Source organism: Cellulomonas endometrii, from assembly GCF_949769265.1.
In the GTDB taxonomy this organism is placed as follows: Bacteria; Actinomycetota; Actinomycetes; order Actinomycetales; family Cellulomonadaceae; genus Cellulomonas; species Cellulomonas endometrii.
The window spans coordinates 29,551-45,970 of record NZ_CATKPC010000017.1; the positions used below are offsets into that span (position 1 = coordinate 29,551).

The window sequence follows — 16,420 nt, forward strand, 5'->3', positions numbered from 1 at the left end:
GCTCGGCGGAGGACGACGCGATGCCCGACGTGGAGCAGACCGAAGCGAACAGGTACGACCCGGACGCCGCCCCGCGCACGGCGGCCGGGGGCCCGCGGTCGGCGGTGGCCGTGGCCACCTCCGTCGAGGGCGATCGACGGAGCCCGCGCGAGCGGCAGGTCAGCGAGTTCACCGAGCTGAGCCGCGCCGTGCAGGAGTCCGGCCTGATGCGCCGCCGGCACGCGTACTACTGGACGCGCTTCGTCGTGCTCACCGCGCTGCTCGCGGGCACCCTCACCGCCTTCGTGCTCATCGGACCCTCCTGGTGGCAGCTCGTCGTCGCCGCCGTCCTCGCGATCCTGCTCGGCCAGGTGATGTTCCTCGGGCACGACGCCGCGCACCGGCAGATCTTCGCGTCGGGCCGGTGGAACGACTGGGCGAGCCTGGTGATCGCGAACCTGTACGCCGGGATGAGCTACGGCTGGTGGCAGCACAAGCACTCGCGGCACCACGCCAAGCCGAACCAGGTCGGCGCGGACCCCGACATCGCGACCGGCTTCCTCGTGTTCCACACCGAGGACCTGCCGGCCCCGCGCACCGGCTTCACGGGCTGGTTCGCCCAGCGCCAGGGCTGGCTGTTCTTCCCGCTGCTGCTGCTGGAGGGGCTGAACCTGCACGTCTCCGGCGTGAAGACGATCTTCGGCCGGGGCCCGGTGAAGCGCCGTCCCGTGGAGATCGCGTTCGTCACCCTGCGCCTCGGCGGCTACCTCGCCCTCGTGTTCTGGCTGCTGCCGGTCGGCATGGCGTTCGCGTTCCTGGGCGTGCAGCTCGGCCTGTTCGGCGTCTACATGGGTGCGGTGTTCGCGCCGAACCACAAGGGCATGCCGCTGGTCCCGCCGGACGCGCGCATCGACTTCCTGCGCCGCCAGGTGCTGCAGAGCCGCAACGTCCGCGGCGGGCCCGCGACGGACCTGCTGATGGGCGGGCTCAACTACCAGATCGAGCACCACCTGTTCCCGAGCATGCCCCGGCCGAACCTGGCCCGCGTGCAGCCGATCGTGCGGGAGTTCTGCGCGGCGCACAACGTGCACTACACGGAGACCAGCCTGGCGCGGTCGTGGGGCATCGTCATCCGGCACCTGAACCAGGTGGGCCTCGCCGCCCGGGACCCGTTCCAGTGCCCGCTCACCGCGGAGTACCGCTCGGCGCGGTGACGCCGGGGGGCGCCGCACCCGACGGCGCGGCGCCGCACCCGCACGTCACCCGGCGGGGTGCCGTCGACGCGCGGCCATCGCGGCGAGCGGGTGCGCGCGCCCCCCGCGTCGCGTGCGTGCCCCGTCGCGGGAGGCCTGCGAGCGCCGGTGCTCCAGCCGGTGCTCGAGCTCGCGCTCCTGCTGGCGGTAGACGATGAGGTAGAGGTCGGGGTGCACGGGGTCCTCCTGCGTCGCTGTGGTGGCGGGGTCGCCACCGGTACCGCGCCGCGCGGGAGGGTCGCTCCGTCGCGGCCGGTGGACCGGGTCGGGTCCACGCCTCCAGCATCCCGCCCCCCGCGGCGCCCACGCGGGTGAAACCGCAGGTGGAGTGCCGTTCGAGCGCCCGCGGGCCCCGGTGCCGGCGGTCGGGGAAGGGACCTCGGTCCCGATCGGGGACACCCGTCCGAGGGGTCCGCGTACAGTGCGACGCGTCGGGGCGCACCGGCCCCGGCCCGCCTCCCCGGAGGACGTCGATGTCGGGTCGCCGCAGCCTCGCCGTGCTCGCCACGCTGGTCGTCGGGGGCGCGGCCGTGGCGGTCGGCTGCACGGCGCCGCCGGCACCCGGGCCGACCGCCCCGGCGAGCAGCTCGGGGACCGCCGGCGCGCACGTCGACGTCCTGGGGCTCTGGAGCGGGCCGGAGCTCGACGGCTTCCGGACGGTCGCGGCCGGGTGGGAGCACGACACCGGCGGTGTCGTCGACTGGGACGGCTCCCAGGACGTCGCGCGGGACCTCGCGACCCGGCTCGCCGCGGGCGAGCCACCCGACGTCGCCGTCCTGCCGAACCCCGGCCTGCTGCACGCGCTCGCCCGGGACGGCGCGCTCGTCCCGCTCGACCGGGTGCTGGACCCCGGGCCGGTCGCGCGGGACTACGCGCCCGCGTGGCTCGACCTCGGGCGCCACGACGGCGTGCTGTACGGGCTGTTCCCGCGGGCCACGAGCAAGGGCACGGTCTGGTACGCGCCGCGGGGCTTCGCCGCCGCCGGCTACGCGGTGCCCGCGACGTGGGACGAGCTCCTGGCCCTGGCCGACCGCATGGTGGCGGACGGCCGCACGCCGTTCTCGGTCGTGGCGCCGCGCGGCCCCGGCAGCGGGTGGGCGCTCACCGACTGGGTCGCGTCCCTCGTGCTCGGCACCTGCGGGCCGCAGGTGTACGACCGGTGGGTCGCCGCGGAGATCCCGTGGACCGACCCGTGCGTGCGGGAGTCGTTCGCGCGCCTGGGCACCGTGCTCGCGACCCCCGGGTACGTCCTCGGCGGCTCGCGGGCCGTGCTCACGACCGGCGACGCCGAGGGCGTGCTCCCGGTCTACGCGGACCCGCCGGAGGCCGCGATGTACCCCCTCGCCTCGTTCGCCCAGGGGTTCCTCACGCAGGCGTACCCGGACCTGTCGGCGGGCACCGACTACGACGCCTTCCCGTTCCCGCCCGTCGACCCCGCGCGCGCCGGGTCGGTCACCGTCGGCGGCGACGTGGTGGTCCTGCTGCGCGACACCCCGGCGGCCCGGTCGTTCCTGGCGTTCCTCACCGGCGCCGCCGCGCAGGAGGCGTGGGTGCGGCTCGGGGGGCACACGTCCGTCAACCGGAGCGTCCCGCCGGGCGCCTACCCGGACGGCGTCGCGCGCGCCGTGGCCGACGACCTCGCCGGGGCGGAGGTCGTCCGCTTCGGCGCCGGGGACCTGATGCCCGCGGCGGTGCAGCGGGCGTGGTGGGCCGCGATGCTCCGGCTGGTCGAGGACCCCGCGGCCGTGGACGAGGTGCTCGAGTCGCTGACGGAGGCCGCGGCGGCCGCGAGGTGACGGCGCGGCGCCCGCCTCACGCCACGGAGCCGCCGGCCCCGAGCGCCCGGACGGTGTCGATCGTGTCGACCTCGGCCACGGACTTGTCGTCCCGGTAGCGCAGCACCCGGGCGAACCGGAGCGCGACACCGCCCGGGTACCGCGGGGAGCGCTGCACGCCGTCGAAGGCGATCTCGACGACCTGCTCCGGCCGCAGCGTCACGGTCCACCCGTCGTCGGCGACCTCGAGCTCGCGGAACCGCTGCGTCTGCCACGCCAGCATCTCGTCGGTCATGCCCTTGAACGTCTTGCCGAGCATGACGAACCCGCCGTCCGGGTCGCGGGCGCCGAGGTGGATGTTGGACAGCAGGCCGGCCCGCCGGCCCGAGCCGCGCTCGACGGCCAGCACCACCAGGTCGAGGGTGTGCCGGGGCTTCACCTTCACCCAGGCCCCGCCGCGCCGGCCCGCCTCGTAGGGCGCGGTGGCGTCCTTGACGATCACGCCCTCCTGGCCGGCGGCGACCCACCGGGCGAACGCCTCCCGGGCGACGTCGGCGTCGCCGGTGACGACCCGCTCGACGGTGCGGCCCGCCGCGACCGCGTCGAGGGCGGCGAGGCGCTCGGACAGCGGCGCGTCCAGGAGGTCCCGGCCGTCCAGGTGCAGCAGGTCGAAGAAGAACGGGCGCAGCTCGGTCGCGGCGGCGAGCTCGGCGTCCCGGGTGGCGCTGCGGGCGGCGGTCTCCTGGAACGGGCGCGGGCGGCCGTCCGGGCCGACCGCCAGCGCCTCGCCGTCGAGCACGGCGCTGGACACCGGCAGGGCACGCACGGCCGCGACGACCTCGGGCACCCGGGCGGTGATGTCGTCGAGGCTGCGCGTGAAGACCCGCACGTCGTCGCCGTCGCGGTGCACCTGGACGCGGATGCCGTCGAGCTTGGCGTCGACCACGAGGGTCCGGCCGCCGAACCCCGCGACCGCGGCCGCGACGTCGGGCGCCGACGCGGCGAGCATCGGCCGGACCGGCCGGCCGACGGTCAGGCCGAACGCGTCCAGCGCGGCGACGGCGGCCTCGGGGGAGCCCGCCCCGAGCGCGGCCTCCGCGACCGGCTCGCTCCCGCCCGCGAGCATCGCCGCCCGCCGGACCGTGGCGGCCGGCACGCCGGCGGCCTCGGCGACCGCGTCGAGCAGCAGGGCGTCCAGCGCCCCCTGCCGGACGTCGCCCGCGACCAGGCCGGCGAGGAACCGCTGCTCCCCGGCGGTCGCCGCCCCGAACAGCGCCGCGGCCTCCGCGGCCCGGGCGGCGGCCGAACCGGGACCGGAGAGGGCGGCCATCCGCTCGAACGCCGCGTCGACCGCCAGCACGTCCAGCGACGGCTCGGCGGCCGCGTCGGGGAGCGCCTGCAGCGACCGCCAGCCGAGACCGGTGCGGCGCTGCCGGAGCTCGCCCGCCAGGTAGCGGGCCACGACCGGGACCTCGTCGGGCGCGGTGCGGCGCAGGAGGTCGACCAGCAGGGCCCGCTTGGCCAGGCGGGACCGGGTCGCGGCGAGGCCCGCGGAGGTGGTGGCGACGTCGGCGAGCAGCACGTCCGTCATCCTGCCGCGGGGCACCCACACGCGCGCGTCACGGTGCCGCCGGCACGGCCTGCGCGGGGTCCGGCACCTCACCGGTGGTCGCGAGGCGGCGGTACCAGTGCCCGGAGTCCTTCACGGTGCGGGCCATCGTCGCGTAGTCGACGTGGACCAGGCCGAACCGGCGGTCGTACCCGTACGCCCACTCGAAGTTGTCCATCAGCGACCACGCGAAGTACCCGCGGACGTCGGCGCCGGCGTCCATCGCCGCGGCCACCGCCTCGACGTGCGCCCGCAGGTACGCGACCCGGTCCGCGTCGTGCACCCGCCCGTCGGGCGCGACGACGTCCGCGTACGCGGCACCGTTCTCCGTGACGTACAGCGGCAGGCCGGGGCGGCGCCGGTGCACCTGCAGCAGCAGCTCGGTGAGCCCCGACGGGTCGACCACCCAGCCCATCTCGGTGTGCTCCCCGGGCTGGGGCACCCACTCGACGCCGGTGGCGACGTCGGCCGGCGGCCGGTCCGCGGCGGGCCCGGCCACCGGGTGCGCCGCGCCGGGGCGCACCGGGTCCGCGGCCCGGACCAGGGAGGTCGTGTAGTAGTTGACCCCCAGGGCGTCGAGGCGCGTCCGGACCAGCTCCAGGTCGCCGTCCCGCACGAAGGCCCAGTCCGTCAGGTGCGCGGTCTCGGCCACGACGCCCTCCGGGTAGGCGCCGTCGAGCACGGGGCCGAGGAACACCTCGTTGGCGACGCGGTCGAGCCGCTCCTTCGCGGCGACGTCGGCGGGCCGGTCGGACGCCGCCCGGTTGACCTCCAGGTTGAGCGTCAGCGACACCTGCGCGTCGTCGCCCGCGGCGGCCCGGACGGCGCGGGCACCGAGGCCGTGCGCGAGGTTGAGCGTGTGCACCGCCGCGAGCGCCTGCGCCGGGTCCTGCACGCCCGGCGCGTGCTCCCCGGAGGAGTACCCGAGGTACGCCGAGCACCACGGCTCGTTGAGGGTGGTCCACAGCCGCACCCGGTCGCCGAGGGCGCCGGCGACGAGCCCGGCGTACTCCGCGAACCGCCACGCGGTGTCCCGCGCGGGCCAGCCGCCGGCGTCCTGCAGCGGCTGCGGGAGGTCCCAGTGGTACAGCGTGACGACGGGCGTGATGCCGCGCTCCAGGAGCCGGTCGGCGAGCCGACGGTAGAAGTCGAGCCCCCGCTGGTTCGCCGGACCGCTGCCGGTGGGCTGCACCCGGGGCCAGGCGACGGAGAACCGGTAGGCGCCCAGGCCGAGGTCCGCCATGAGAGCGACGTCCGCCTCGACCCGGTGGTAGTGGTCGGTCCCGCGGTCGCCCGTGTCGCCGTGGAGCACCGCTCCCGGCGTGCGGCTGAAGGTGTCCCAGATCGACGGGCCGCGGCCGTCCTCCGCGACCGCGCCCTCCACCTGGTAGGCGGCGGTGGCCGCGCCCCACCAGAACCCCGGCGGGAACCGGCGCGCGCCGTCCTCGGCGGTCACCGGGCGGCCTCGAGGGCGACGCCCCGGTCGGCCTGCGGGACGGCGCGCAGGTCGTTCGCCGACCGCAGCACGGGCGCCGCGACGAGCGCGTCGAGGTCCAGCTGGGCGCCGGTGCGCACGTGGAAGGTCGCGCGCTCGCCGGCGGGCAGGGTCACGAGCGCGTCGTCGACGGTCGCGTCCGCGGCGAGCCGGTCGGCGTGCAGGGTGACGTCCCGCGCGTAGGACCGGGCGACGACGTCCACCCGGTACCCGCCGGGCTCGCGCGTGGCGGTCGCCCGGACGGCGTCCGGGTCGAGGCGCAGGTCCACGTCCTCGACGAAGGGGTGCGTGGCCGTCCGGCCGTCCAGCCGGGCGACGACGACCTCCCCGCCGGGGTCGCCCGGCGTCGCGACGTCGGCGTCGAGCGGCAGCACCGCGACCGCGCGGGGGGCGACGCGCACCGCCACCTGCGCGGCCGCGGCGACGACGCCGGTCAGCGTCTCCCGCCGGACGTCCGCCGTCGCGGTCCACGGCTCGTCCGTGTCGTTGGTGGCGACGAGGACCAGGACGCCGTCCCGCTCCGCGAGGAAGACGGCGCGCGGGGCGCTCGCGGCGCGCAGGGCGAACCACAGCGGCTTGGGCCGCTCCTGGGAGTCGACCGCGGCCCAGGAGGTCACGGGCCAGCAGTCGTTGAGCTGCCAGACGATCCACCCCGCCGTGCGGGGCCACCACGCGCGGTAGTGCTCGACGGCGTGCCGGACGGCCCGCGCCTGGTTGAGCTGCGTCGCCCAGTGCCAGTCGGCGAAGTCGCGCGGCACGCCGAGGTGCGGTGCCATGCCGCGATCGAGCTTGCCGTTGCCGTCGTCGGCCTTCTGGTGCACGAGGAAGACGGGGTCCTCCTGCGGCACCGCGGCCCCGGCGAGCGGCCCGCCGTCCTCCGCGTGCACGAGCTCCTCCAGCGTCCGCCACGCGGGCGGTCCCTGGAAGCCGAACTCCGAGCAGAACCGCGGGACCTCCGAACGGTAGGCGGTGTAGTCGACGCGGTTCCACACCTCCCACTGGTGGTGCGATCCGCGGTCGGGGTCGTTCGGGTGCACGTCCGCCGGGTCGTGGCGCGGCGTGAACGGGCTGTTGGTGGCGTAGGGCCGCGTCGGGTCGAGCTCGGCGAGCACGGCGGGGAACAGCTCCTCGGCGTACCACCGGCCCCAGGTGCGGTCGCCGAGCACGTCCTTCCAGCCCCAGTCCTCGTGCCCCCACAGGTTCTCGTTGCCGCCGTTCCACAGCACGAGCGAGGGGTGGGGCATGAGGCGCACCACGTTCTCCCGGGCCTCCGCCTCGATCTCCGAGCGCAGCGGCTCCTCCTCGGGGTAGGCGGCGCAGGCCAGCAGGAAGTCCTGCCACACCAGCAGCCCGCGCTCGTCGCAGGCGGCGTAGAAGTCGTCCGACTCGTAGATGCCGCCGCCCCACACGCGCAGCAGGTTGAGGTGGGCGCCGACCGCCTGGTCGAGGCGGCGGTCGAGGCGCTCGCGGGTGATCCGGCTGACGAAGTGGTCGTCGGGGATCCAGTTCGCCCCCCGGACCTCGACGGGCCGGCCGTTCACCACCACGGTGAACCGGGTGCCGTGCTCGTCGTCGGTGGTGTCGAGGGCCACCGACCGGAAGCCGACGCGACGGTGCCAGGCGTCGAGCGACACGGCCCCGCCGTCCTGCGCGACCGCGAGCGTCACCTCGAGGTCCGCGAGCGGCTGGTCGCCGTGCCCGACGGGCCACCACACCGGCGCCCCGGGCACGGCCAGCTCGAGGACCGCCGACGTGGCGTCCGCGGGCACGGTGGTCTCCGCTGCGACGCCGTGCACGGCCGCGCGCACGGTCAGCGGCGTCGCGTCGCCGAGGCCGGACCGCTCCACGTCCACGTGCACCGCGACGCGGCCCGTGCCGTCGGGGCCCAGCCCGACCTGCGGCCGGACCCGGGCGAGCCGGGCGACGGACCAGCGCTCCACGCGCACCGGCTTCCACAGGCCGGCGGTGCGGAGGTCGGGGCCCCAGTCCCAGCCGAACGAGCACGCCATCTTCCGGACGAAGTTGAACGGGACGGGGCTGTACGCGGACGGCCGGTCCCCGAGGGCGTCGCGCAGCTCGTCGGCGTACGCCGTGGCCGACCGGAGGTCGACGGTGAGCGGGCGCTCGTCGCCGTCCGCGAGCTCCCGGACGTCGAACCGGTAGGACCGGTGCATGTTGGCCGTCGAGCCGAGCACCCGTCCGCCGAGCGCCACCGTGCCGACGGTGTCGACGCCGTCGAGCACGAGGTCGACGCGCTCGCCGGGGGACGCGGGCGCGAGCGTCAGCGCCCGCTCGTACGTCCAGTCGGTGTCGTGCAGCCAGCGCAGCGCCGCCTCGTTCGCGTCGAGGTACGGGTCGGGGATCAGCCCCGCGGCGAGCAGGTCGGTGTGCACGCAGCCGGGCACGGCGGCCGGCACGGCGCCGCCGATCGAGGCGGGCACGGGGCCGGCGGGGGCGTGACGGTCCAGCCGTCGGACAGGGTCAGGTGCTGCACGGAGGCTCCGGTGGGTGTCGCGGGGTCGGGGGTCGGGCCGGGTCGGGCGGGTCGGGCCGGTGGGCGCTCGGAGGCGCCCGGGACGTCGCGGGTCAGGGGCGGGCCCCCGGCTCGCGCAGGACGCGCACGCCGCCCGCAGGCACGGTGACGACCGGGCCGTGGTCGGTGCCGGTCAGCAGGTCGGTGCCGGCGGCGCGCACCGACCGGTCGGCGTCGGTGTGGTTCAGCAGGAACAGCCAGGAGCCGCGGTCGCCCACGCGCCGCACGGCCTCGACGCCGGGGTCGGCCTCGACGGTGCGCGGCAGGCGGGTGTCCTCGACCAGCCGGGCGGCCACGCGGTCGACGCCCGCCCGGGGGAGGGCGGCCGACACGTACCAGGCGGACCCCTCACCGGCGGCGCGCCGCGTGACGGCGGGACCGCCGGCGAGCGACGACGTCGCGTACCGGACCACCGCCTCGGCGCCGTCGAGCACGACGCGCTCCGTCCAGTCCTCGACGGTGCTGCCGTCGTCCAGCCGCACCTGCTCGCCGGCCTGCAGCGGGTAGTACTCGTCGGTCCACGCGCCGAGCACGTCCTCGAGCACCCCCGGCCCGCGCCGGACGCGGCCGGTGGGCTCGCACACCCCGGACAGGTAGGTCACGAGCAGCGTGCCGCCCCGGGCCGGCACGGCGCGCAGGCGCTCGGCCTCCGCGTCGTCCAGCACGAGCAGCGTCGGCGCGAGCACGAGGTCGTAGCCGTCGAGGTCGGTGCCGGGCGGCACGACGTCGCAGAGGACCTGCCGCTCCCACAGGGCCCGGTGCCAGGTCCGCAGCTCGCGCCCGTACCGCAGCGACCGGTGCGGCTTCAGCCCGTGCTGCAGCGCCCAGCCCGCGACGTCGTCCACGACCATGGCGGCCCGCGCCCGCTCGACGGCGGAGCCCTGCACCTCGGCCAGCGCGCGCAGGTGGCCGCCGAGCTCGACGACCTCCCGCCACACCCGGGACCGCGTGCCCGAGTGCGGGAGCATCGCCGAGTGGAACTGCTCGGCGCCCGCCGTCGAGGCGCGCCACTGGAAGAACAGGGCGCCGTCGGACCCCCGGGCGACGTGGCCGAGGGCGTTGCGGGCGATCTCCCCGGGGTCCTTGGCGCGGTTGCGCTGCTGCCAGCTCGGCGCACCGGTGGAGTGCTCCATGAGCAGCCACGGCCGGCGGCCGGCGGACATGCCGCGCATCCGGTCGCCCGCGAACGCGAGGTCCTGCTCGCGGTCGGGGTCGTCGACCAGGGTGTAGTGGTCGTTCGCGACGACGTCCGTGTGCGGCGCCCAGGAGGCGTAGTCCACGACCTGCGCCCCGGGTCCGACCATCATGTTCGTGGTGACCGGCGCGTCGGAGTGCCGGGTGATCACGTCCTTCTCGGCGAGGTAGTGCGCGAGCAGGGCGTCCGAGGAGTACCGCTCGTAGTCGAGGAACAGCCCCGGGTTGGGCGCTCCGTGCTTGCCCCGCGGCGGCAGGATCTCCTCCCACGCGCCGAACCGGTGGCCCCACTGCGCGGTGCCCCACGCCTCGTTCACCGCGTCGACGGAGCCGTACCGCGCCGCCAGCCAGTCCCGGAACGCCGCGGCCGACACGTCGCAGTAGCAGCGCGCGTTGCCGCCGCCGAGCTCGTTGCTCACGTGCCAGAGCCGCACCGCCGGGTGCCGCCCGTACCGCCGGGCGAGCGCGTCGACGAACCGCAGCGCGTACCGGCGGAACACCGGGCTGCTCGGGCACCAGGCCAGCCGGCCCCCGGGCGGCTGCTGGTACAGGTCCGCGTCCCGCGGCAGCACCTCGGGGTGCGCGGTGTGCAGCCAGGACGGGGGCGCGGCGGTCGGCGTCGCGAGGTCGATGCCGATGCCGTGGGCGTGCAGCAGCGCGACGACCTCGTCGAACCACGCCCAGTCGAGGACCCCGTCCGCGGTCTCGACGAGCCCCCAGGAGAAGACGCCCAGCGTCACGAGGTTGACGCCCGCCTCGGCCATCAGCCGCACGTCCTCGTCCCAGACCTCGCGCGGCCACTGCTCGGGGTTGTAGTCGCCGCCGTACGACAGCCCCTCGGTGGGCCACGCGAACGGTCGCGGACCGGGGCCGGCGGCGGGGACGACGGCGCTCACGGCGTCAGGCACGGGCCCGCTCCCGCCGTGCAGCGCCCGCCTCGTCGATCGGCACCCACGCGCCGAGCCCGTGGTCGTAGCAGACCGAGTTGTCGATGCCCTCGCGCGCGGGCGCCGTGTCGCCCTCGCGCCCGACGCTGCCGACGCGGTCGGGGTCCGGCGCGGCGAGCGCGAGCATCTTCGTGTAGTCGTGGTGCGGGTCGAGGATCACGGCGTCGGCGGGCCCGCGCTCGACGACCCGGCCGCGGTACAGCACCAGGATCTCGTCGGAGAAGTGCCGGGCGGTGGCCAGGTCGTGGGTGATGTAGAGGACGGCCAGGTTGTCCTCGCGCTGCAGGCGGCCGAGCAGGTTGAGCACGCCGAGCCGGATGGAGACGTCGAGCATCGACACCGGCTCGTCGGCGATCAGCACCTGCGCGCCGGGCGCGAGCGCGCGGGCGATGGCGACGCGCTGGCGCTGCCCGCCCGACAGCTCGTGCGGGCGCCGGGCGGCGATCTCCTCCGCGGGGTGCAGGTTGACCCGCTCGAGCATCTCCAGCACCCGGGCGTGGGTGGAGGCGGCGTCGTGCGTGCGGTGGTGGATCCGCAGGGGTCGCGCGACGTGGTGCTCGACGGTGTGGAACGGGTTGAGGGAGGCGAACGGGTCCTGGAACACCATCTGCACGTGCCGCTGGTACACCGAGCCCATCACCGGCGTCCGGTCGTCCAGCTGCACGTCGATCCGGCCGGCGGAGGGCTTCTCCATCCGCGTGAGCAGCTTGGCGATGGTCGACTTGCCGGAGCCGGACTCCCCGACGAGCGCCACGGTGCGCCGGGGCACCAGGTCGAACGAGACCCGGTCGACGGCCCGCAGGGTGCTGCGCCGCAGGCCGGAGCGCAGCGCGTAGTCCTTGGTCAGCTCGGTCACGTGCACGCTGGTCATGCGGGGGCCTCCTCGTCGAGGTCGATGCCGTCGCGGATGAACGCGCCGCGGTCGCCGGACAGGCTCGGGAACGAGCCCAGCAGCCGGCGGGTGTAGGGGTGGGCGGGGGAGCGGTGCAGCCGGGTGGCCGTGTCGAGCTCGACGATCTCGCCGGCGAGCATCACCGCGATCCGGTCGCTGATCTCGAGCAGCAGGGGCAGGTCGTGCGTGATGAACACGACCGCGAAGTCGAGCTCGTCGCGCAGCCGGACGATCTCCCGGAGGATCTCGCGCTGCACGACCACGTCGAGCGCGGTGGTCGGCTCGTCCATGATCATGATCTGCGGCTCGAGCAGCATCGCCATCGCGATCATCACGCGCTGCCGCATGCCGCCGGAGAGCTCGTGCGGGTACGACCGCAGCCGGCCCGGGTCGACGCCGACGCGGGTGAGCACCTCGGCCGACCGGGCCCGGCGCTGCGACCGCGACATCCGGGTGTGCGCACGCAGCGTGTCGTCCAGCTGCGCGCCGACCGTGCGCACCGGGTTCAGGGAGTTCATCGCGCCCTGGAACACCATCGACAGCTGGGACCAGCGGAACCGCCGCAGCGGCTCGTCGTCGAGCGCGAGCAGGTCGACGTCCTGCCCGTCCCGGTCGTGGAACACCACGGACCCCGACGCGATCCGCGCCGGCGCCTGGTGCAGCCGGTTGACCGCGTAGGCGAGGGTCGTCTTGCCGCAGCCGGACTCGCCGGCCAGGCCGAGGATCTCGCCGCGGCCCAGCTGCAGGCTGGCGTTCTTCACGGCGGTGACGGGCTGCTCGACGTCGTAGACCACGGTGAGGTCGGTGACGGTGAGCACCGGGCGCCGGTGCGGCGCGGACGGGTGCGGGACGGTGTCGGTGAGCGTGGTCATGCGGACCTCCTGCCGGCCTGGCGGCGCAGCGCCTGCTGCTCCGTGCGCTGCGCGGCCTTCGCGCGGCGGCGTGCGGTGCGGACGTTCTTCAGGCGGGGGGTTGATGATCTCGTCGATGGAGAAGTTGACCAGCGACAGGCCCATGCCGAACAGGGCGATGACGAGGCCCGGCGGCACGAACCACCACCAGGCGCCGAGCGGGAGAGCGAAGCCGTTCTGCGCGTAGAACAGCATGGTCCCCAGGGTCGAGGCGTTCGAGGCGCCCAGGCCGAGGAACGACAGGCCGGCCTCGCCGAGGATCGCGGCGATCACGGCGTACACGAACTGCGACGCGAGCACCGGCAGCAGGTTCGGCAGGATCTCGACGCCGATGACCCGCCACGGCTTCTCGCCCGACAGCCGGGACGCCGCCACGTAGTCCCGGGACCGGACGGACAGGGTCTGCGCGCGGAGCACCCGCGCGGACGCCGCCCACGAGGTCAGCGCGAGCACCACCGCGATGGTCCACAGGCCGCGGCTCTCGCGCGGCACGAAGCCGGAGATCACGATGACCAGCGGCAGGCCGGGGATCACGAGGAACACGTTGGAGAGCAGGGAGAAGCCCTCGTCCGCGGCGCCGCCGAGGTACGCGCCGTAGATGCCGAAGAACGCCGACAGCACCGTGGCGAGCACGCCCACCATGAGGCCGATCTGCAGCGACCCCCGGGTGGCGTGCGCCAGCTGCGCGAGCACGTCCTGGCCGGTCTGCGTGGTGCCCAGCCAGTGCTCGGCCGACGGGCCGCTGAGCCCCACGTCGCTGATCGCGTCGGGGTCGCCGACCAGGTACGGCCCCACCACGCCCAGCAGCACGACGCCCGCGATGAGCACGAGGCCGGTGGCGAGCCACGGGGTCATCGTCGGCAGCAGCAGCCGCCACGCGGGGCGGGCGCGGCCGGGCCGGCGGTCCGGCCCGTCGGCGTTCGCGGTGCCGGGTCCGGCGGGAGCCTCGACGGGGCCGCCGGGGCCCTCGAGGGCCACCTGCACGTCCGGTCCGATGTTGGTCATCTCTGCGCCGCCCCTCAGGCCTTCGCGCGGGTGCGCGGGTCGATGAGGCCGTACAGCAGGTCGACGACGAGGTTCGCGCCGAGCACGGCCAGGGTGATGAACAGGAACACGCCCTGCATGAGCGCGTAGTCGTTGTTGGTGACGGCGGCCAGCAGCCGCGACCCGATGCCGGGGTAGGAGAACACCTGCTCGGTCACGACCGACCCCGAGACGACGAAGCCCAGCGAGATGGCGAAGCCCGCGACCGACGGCAGCACGGCGTTCCGGGCGGCGTAGCTCCGCAGGATCTGGCCCTGCGGCAGGCCCTTCGCGCGGGCGGTGAGCACGTAGTCCTCGGAGAGCGTGGAGACCATCATGTTCCGCATCCCGAGCAGCCAGCCGCCGATGGACGCCACGACGATGGTCAGCGCGGGGACGAACCCGTACTCGATCGCCGAGCCGATGAACTCCGGCGTCCACCCGGGGTCCAGCACGACGTCGTAGCCGCCCTGCGAGGGGAACCACCCGAGCACGCGGGACAGCAGGTAGACGAGCACGAGGGCGAGCCAGAAGTACGGCACCGCCGCGAGCAGCGTGGTCAGCGGCACCGCCGAGTCCAGCCAGGTGCCGGGCCGCCAGCCGACGAACGCGCCGAGCAGGACGCCGATCGTCGCGGCGATCACGGTCGCGATGCCGACGAGCACCACCGTCCAGGGCATCGAGGTCCCGATGACCTCGCTGACGGGGGTGGGGAAGTAGGTGACGGAGACGCCGAGGTCGCCGTGGACGAGGTTCGACAGGTAGGTCCCGTACTGCTGGAGCAGGGAGTCGGAGGTGTCGCCGCCGAGCAGGGCCGCGTAGGCCTCGCGCGTCTCGGGCGTGACCGTCCCGCCGCGCTGCTGGAGCTTGGCCAGCAGGATGTCGACGGGGTTGCCCGGCAGCAGCCGGGGGATGAGGAAGTTGAGGGTGACGGCGGCCCACAGGGCGACCGCGTAGAAACCGAGCTTGCGCAGGACGTAGTTCACGAGGGCGACCCCTTTGCTCGACGCGGGTGGCGGACGAGGTGCCGGGGCCGGGCGCGGACGCCCGGCCCCGGGGCGCCTCAGCCCTCCGCGGGCTCCAGGTGCTTGAAGATCTCCGCCGCGTCGAAGGCGGACCACACCGCCGGGAACGCGTACATGTCGTCCTCGGTGGGCCACCCGGTGAAGCGGGCGGTGTTCCACTCGCTCGTGGTGCCGCCCGTGAGGATCGGGATGTACGGCATCTCCTCGACGACCGCCGCCTGGATGGTGTCGAAGTACGGCTGCCGCGCCGCGGCGTCGTCCAGCGGGAGCGTCTTCAGCGCCTCGAGCGCGGCGTCGACCTCCGGGTCCGCGAACCGGGAGTAGTTGTTGCCGGCCGGCTCCCCGACGGGGGCGCCCGCCGCGGACGCGAAGAAGTACGTGTACAGGTAGTACGGGTCGGGCGCCGGCCCCTGCCACAGCGAGTCGATCGCGAGCTGGAAGTTGCCCTGCGTGCGGCGCTCCGTCCACTCGTTCCAGGACGACTGCGCGGTCTGCAGGTCGATGCCGGCGGCCTTGGCCTGCTGCGCGATGGTCTGCACGGCGGTGATGTAGTCGGTCCAGCCGGTCACGACCTCGACCGTCACCGTGAGCTTCTGGCCGTCCTTGGCGTAGATCCCGTCGGACCCCTTGACCCAGCCGGCGGCCTCGAGCACCGCCGCGGCGCCCTCGGGGTCGGCCTTCTCGGGCGCGACGGGCTCCTCGACCGCGGAGGAGATCCAGGACTCCTGCGTCGAGGTCAGCGCGAAGGTCGGCGAGATCTCCGACGCCGTCTCCTCGAAGGCCAGCTGGTTGAGCTGGGTCCGGTCCATCGCGAGGTACAGGGCGTGCCGGACGGCCGGGTCGGTCTGCGGGCCGGAGCACCCCAGCTCCACGCTGGAGCACGTGGCCAGGACCATCTGGCTCTGCGCCGCGGTCAGGGTGTCGTAGCCCGGGAAGTTCTCGGCGACGTTCTGGATGTCCGGCACCGGGCCGGTCTGCCAGTCGATGGTGCCGTTGGCGATGCCGTCGGCCCCGGCGGTGTTGCCGGACAGCGACAGGAACCGGATGGTCGTCACGGCGGGCTCGCCGCCCCAGTAGTCGGGGTTCGCGGTGTAGGTGAAGGCCTGCGGCTTGAAGTCGCCGAGCGTGTACGCGCCGGTGCCGACCGGGTCCTCGACCACGTCGGAGGTCGGGTCGACGTCCGCCCACAGGTGCTCGGGGACGATCGGCACGCTCGCGAGCACGTCCGGGCCCTGCACGAACGCCGGCGCGTCGAAGGTGAAGGTCACGTGCGTGTCGTCGGTCGCCGTCGCCGTGCCGGCGTAGCCGACGTTGTTGATGGCGGGCGTGCTCGCGAGCAGGTCGAACGTGAAGACCACGTCGTCGGCGGTGAACGGCTCGCCGTCGGTCCAGGCGGCGTCGTCGCGCAGGGTGACCTGCAGCTCGGTGCCGTCCTCGTTCCAGGTGTAGTCGGTGCCGAGCAGGGGGACCGGGTCGGACTCCTGCGCCTTGTTGATGAAGAACAGCGGCTCGTAGATGGCGCCGAGGCCGCCGATCCGGGACGGGGAGAACGGGTTGAAGTTGACCTGGTAGTCGCCGGACTGGCCGGTGTAGGCGACGAGCGTGGCGCCGTCGCCGGACGCGCCCGTGCCGCCGCCGCCGTCGTCGCCCCCGCTGCAGGCGGTCGCCAGGAGCGCGACGGCCGCGACGGCCGCGGCGGTCGGGAGGAGGCGGCGGGACGGCCGCCGGTGCGCGTGTGCTGACCTGAGGAACATCGCTGGTCCTTTCCACCCGTCGCGGGCGAC

The 16,420-nt window shown here is 75.2% G+C and carries 11 protein-coding genes; 2 read left to right on the forward strand and 9 right to left on the reverse strand.

What is annotated here, in order from left to right; translation table 11 throughout:
- The first annotated feature begins 20 nt into the window (after positions 1-20).
- Complete coding sequence (locus tag QNH85_RS15935; RefSeq protein ID WP_428830426.1) at positions 21-1,193, forward strand: fatty acid desaturase family protein; 1,173 nt, start codon at positions 21-23, stop codon at positions 1,191-1,193.
- A gap of 45 nt (positions 1,194-1,238) precedes the next feature.
- On the opposite strand, the gene QNH85_RS15940 is transcribed toward QNH85_RS15935, so the two are convergent.
- The gene (locus QNH85_RS15940; protein WP_213283359.1) at positions 1,239-1,409 is read right to left on the reverse strand and encodes a hypothetical protein; all 171 of its coding nucleotides are present in this window, start codon (positions 1,407-1,409) and stop codon (positions 1,239-1,241) included.
- A 296-nt stretch (positions 1,410-1,705) separates the two neighbouring features.
- Here QNH85_RS15940 and QNH85_RS15945 point away from each other — a divergent pair, with 296 nt between their 5' ends.
- On the forward strand, positions 1,706-3,028 hold the full coding sequence (locus tag QNH85_RS15945) for an ABC transporter substrate-binding protein (RefSeq protein ID WP_282947979.1): 1,323 nt from the start codon (positions 1,706-1,708) through the stop codon (positions 3,026-3,028).
- Positions 3,029-3,044: 16 nt separating this feature from the next.
- Here the strand turns inward: QNH85_RS15945 and QNH85_RS15950 are convergent, their stop codons facing one another.
- From QNH85_RS15950 to QNH85_RS15990, 8 genes are all read right to left on the reverse strand, one after another.
- A complete protein-coding gene (locus tag QNH85_RS15950; RefSeq protein WP_282947980.1) occupies positions 3,045-4,589 on the reverse strand; it encodes an ATP-dependent DNA ligase in 1,545 nt (514 codons plus the stop codon).
- Between the two features lie 37 nt (positions 4,590-4,626).
- Positions 4,627-6,072, reverse strand: a complete 1,446-nt coding sequence (locus tag QNH85_RS15955; protein WP_282947982.1) for a GH1 family beta-glucosidase — start codon at positions 6,070-6,072, stop codon at positions 4,627-4,629.
- Positions 6,069-8,552, reverse strand: coding sequence for a glycoside hydrolase family 2 protein (locus tag QNH85_RS15960; protein ID WP_282947984.1), 2,484 nt, complete (start codon positions 8,550-8,552; stop codon positions 6,069-6,071). The genes QNH85_RS15955 and QNH85_RS15960 overlap by 4 nt, the downstream gene beginning before the upstream one ends.
- A gap of 145 nt (positions 8,553-8,697) precedes the next feature.
- A complete protein-coding gene (locus QNH85_RS15965; protein WP_282947986.1) occupies positions 8,698-10,746 on the reverse strand; it encodes a beta-galactosidase in 2,049 nt (682 codons plus the stop codon).
- Positions 10,739-11,656 carry an ABC transporter ATP-binding protein gene (locus tag QNH85_RS15970; protein ID WP_282947988.1) on the reverse strand — a complete coding sequence of 306 codons (918 nt, stop codon included), beginning with the start codon at positions 11,654-11,656 and terminating at the stop codon, positions 10,739-10,741. Before QNH85_RS15970 ends, QNH85_RS15965 begins: the two co-directional genes overlap by 8 nt.
- Positions 11,653-13,593 carry a dipeptide/oligopeptide/nickel ABC transporter permease/ATP-binding protein gene (locus QNH85_RS19960; RefSeq protein ID WP_346016333.1) on the reverse strand — a complete coding sequence of 647 codons (1,941 nt, stop codon included), beginning with the start codon at positions 13,591-13,593 and terminating at the stop codon, positions 11,653-11,655. The genes QNH85_RS15970 and QNH85_RS19960 overlap by 4 nt, the downstream gene beginning before the upstream one ends.
- Positions 13,594-13,607: 14 nt before the next feature.
- Positions 13,608-14,597, reverse strand: coding sequence for an ABC transporter permease (locus tag QNH85_RS15985; protein ID WP_282947990.1), 990 nt, complete (start codon positions 14,595-14,597; stop codon positions 13,608-13,610).
- Between the two features lie 77 nt (positions 14,598-14,674).
- A complete protein-coding gene (locus QNH85_RS15990) occupies positions 14,675-16,390 on the reverse strand; it encodes an ABC transporter substrate-binding protein (RefSeq protein WP_282947992.1) in 1,716 nt (571 codons plus the stop codon).
- Positions 16,391-16,420 lie beyond the last annotated feature (30 nt).